At 59.6% G+C, this 2,178-nt stretch carries 3 protein-coding genes; 2 read left to right on the plus strand and 1 reads right to left on the minus strand.

Annotated elements, in window-relative coordinates:
* Positions 1–22: 22 nt before the first annotated feature.
* Positions 23–769, minus strand: coding sequence for an outer membrane protein assembly factor BamD (locus tag UN63_RS16795; protein ID WP_104488633.1), 747 nt, complete (start codon positions 767–769; stop codon positions 23–25).
* A gap of 113 nt (positions 770–882) precedes the next feature.
* Between UN63_RS16795 and rluD the strand changes: the two genes are divergently transcribed.
* Together rluD and UN63_RS16805 are read left to right on the plus strand one after the other, a co-directional pair.
* Positions 883–1,863: a 23S rRNA pseudouridine(1911/1915/1917) synthase RluD gene (gene rluD / locus UN63_RS16800; protein ID WP_104488634.1), complete on the plus strand. Its 981-nt coding sequence runs from the start codon at positions 883–885 to the stop codon at positions 1,861–1,863.
* A partial coding sequence (locus UN63_RS16805; protein WP_181068280.1) for a laccase domain-containing protein occupies positions 1,854–2,178 on the plus strand: 325 nt, incomplete at its 3' end. The genes rluD and UN63_RS16805, both read left to right, overlap by 10 nt.

Below are 2,178 nucleotides of genomic sequence, written 5' to 3' on the forward strand. Positions count from 1 at the left end.
CTTTTTTGTTGCAGGCAAGGCGTTAACCGGCGGGGAAGTTGGCTTTCAGCACCGCTTCGGCGTGATTGGCCATCTCGCTCAGGCCCAGCTTGTCGTAAGCCTGGGTCATGATTTGCAGTGCCGGTTGCAGGGTGTCTGTGTCCGGGTAGGACTGCACCACGAATTTGGCGCGGTTGGCGGCGGCCAGCCAGGCGCCTCGCTTCATGTAGAACTGGGCCACCGACAGGTCATACCTGGCCAGACGGTTTTTCAGGGCCGTCATGCGGGCACGGGCATCGGCGGCGTACACGCTGTCCGGATACTGGCGCAGCAGCTGGCGGAAGTCGGCGAAGGCCTGGCGGGCATAGGCCGGATCCCGGTCGGCTCTGTCTACGTTGAGCAGTTCCTGAAAAAAGTTATGGTCGGTGGCCATGTTGGTCAGGCCCCGCATGTACTGGGCGTAATCGACGCTGGGGTGGTTGGGGTTCAGGCGAATGAAGCGATCGACGTTGGCCAGTGCCCGGGCGGAGTCATCCTGCTTGTAGTAGGCATAAATGAGATCAAGCTGTACCTGATTGGAATAGGCACCGAACGGATAACGGGAGTCCATGGCTTCCAGCAACTCGGCGGCACGGATAAAGTTACCGGCCTGCAAGCGTTCCTGCGCATCCTGGTAGAGCACTTCCGGCGGCTCGTCCGCCACCTGGTCTTTTTTGGTGCTGGAACAGCCGGTGGCGGCGAGCGCCAGGGCGAGAGTCAGAGAGAGCCATACGCTTCGTTGTTTAGCCATGTAAAGAGTCCATTTTTGCGATTCGGGAACCAAGTAAGCGGAAACTGATTAAGCTCAGCGTCAAGAACCGCTAGAATACCCAATTAAACATCATTTGGTAACCAGTGGTCTCTATGAGCCAGCAAATCGAACTAAACGGCGTTGTTGCCGATCATCAATACGGTCAGCGTTTGGATCAGACGTTGGCAGACATGTTCCCCGATTATTCCCGCACGCGCATAAAAACCTGGATTCAGCAGGATCAGGTGCAGCTGGATGGTCAGGTGGTAAACAAGCCACGAGAAAAGGTCCTGTCGGGACAACAAGTCGTGATTCACGCCGAGCTGGAAGACGACGTGCGCTTCGATCCTGAAGACATCGCACTGAACATCGTCTACGAAGACGACGACATCATGGTGATCAACAAGCCGGCCGGCCTGGTGGTACATCCGGGTGCGGGCACTCCGGGCGGCACCCTGCTCAATGCTCTGTTGCACTATTGCCCGAGCATTGCCGAAGTACCCCGTGCCGGCATAGTGCATCGGCTAGATAAAGACACCACAGGTCTGATGGTGGTGGCCAAGACGATACCGGCGCAAACGCACCTGGTGACGGCGCTGCAGGGGCGGGAAATCACCCGGGAATATGAAGCGGTCGCCATCGGTCACATGACTGCCGGCGGCACCGTGGAGGCCAATATCGGTCGTCACCCCACCCAGCGCATTCAGATGGCAGTAGTTCCTTCCGGCAAACCGGCAGTGACTCACTATCGCGTGATGGAGAAGTTTCGTGCCCACACCCGGCTGCGGTTGCGGTTGGAGAGTGGTCGTACCCACCAGATCCGGGTACACATGGCGCACCTCAAGCACCCGCTGGTGGGCGACCCTGTCTATGGCGGACGCCTCAAGCCACCGCGCAGTGCCAATCCCGAGCTGCTGGCGTTTTTGCGTAACTTCAAGCGGCAGGCGTTGCATGCGGTTATGCTGCGGCTGGAGCACCCGATCAGCGGTGAGATGATGGAATGGCATGCGCCCATTCCCGATGATTTTGTGGCTTTGATCGAAGAGCTGCGGGCCGACACTGCGGCACACCCGGACGATCTGGTATGGATCTGATCCTGCCAGACTGGCCGGCGCCGGCTCGAGTGTGTGCTGCCCAAAGCACTCGAGCGGGCGGGGTGAGTCCTGCGCCGTTTCATAGCCTGAACCTGGGCACCCATGTGGGCGATAAACCCCGGTGGGTGCAGGCCAATCGGGAGCGGCTGGCTGCCTGCTTGAACCTGCCGAACGATCCGGTGTGGCTGGAGCAGGTGCACGGCACCCGGGTACTGAGTTTGCCGGATAGCCTGCCGGATAACATGGGCAATCTCACCGCCGATGCGGTGGTGAGCCGTACTCCGGGTCAGGTCTGCGCGGTAATGACCGCCGACT

The organism is Oceanisphaera arctica (assembly GCF_002936955.1).
Lineage (GTDB): Bacteria > Pseudomonadota > Gammaproteobacteria > Enterobacterales > Aeromonadaceae > Oceanimonas > Oceanimonas arctica.

Bases quoted from the DNA above. Each gene is read 5' to 3' on its own strand.
- UN63_RS16795 (WP_104488633.1), bottom strand. From the start codon at position 769: ATGGCTAAACAACGAAGCGTATGGCTCTCTCTGACTCTCGCCCTGGCG.
- rluD (WP_104488634.1), top strand. From the start codon at position 883: ATGAGCCAGCAAATCGAACTAAACGGCGTTGTTGCCGATCATCAATAC.